Genomic DNA, 421 nt, shown 5'->3' with positions numbered 1-421 from the left:
CTGTAATAGTGTTCCGGCGGTGACCTACTCTCCCACACCCTCCCGGGTGCAGTACCATCGGCGCTGTGGGTCTTAGCTTCCGGGTTCGGAATGGTACCGGGCGTTTCCCCCACGCTATGACCGCCGTAACCTTGTGTCCGCACCCTGGCCCGGTGAGGGGCTTGGGGTGGGAAGTTTTTGGGTTACAACTCTGCCCTGGTTGGGGCAGTGTGGTGTTGTTATTCTGTTTTGTTTTGGTTCGCCATTCAACAGGGTTTGTTGTTTGGGAACCACATAGTGGACGCAAGCAGTCTTGTTTCTTTTTACCCGACCCCATGGGTGCAAACGCTTTTGAAGGCGCGTTTGCGGGGTGGGTGTGTGGTGTAAGTTATCGGCCTATTAGTACCGGTCAGCTTCACGAGTCGTTAGTCCTCGCTTCCAC

At 55.6% G+C, this 421-nt stretch carries 1 rRNA gene; it reads right to left on the bottom strand.

Going from position 1 to position 421, the window contains the following annotated elements:
- Window positions 1–11 precede the first annotated feature (11 nt).
- Window positions 12–128, bottom strand: a 5S ribosomal RNA gene (gene rrf / locus AC1DIW_RS21890).
- Window positions 129–421 lie beyond the last annotated feature (293 nt).

It is taken from the genome of Terrabacter sp. 01T434 (genome assembly GCF_056398545.1).
This window is presented reverse-complemented; position numbering and strand designations above follow the sequence as displayed.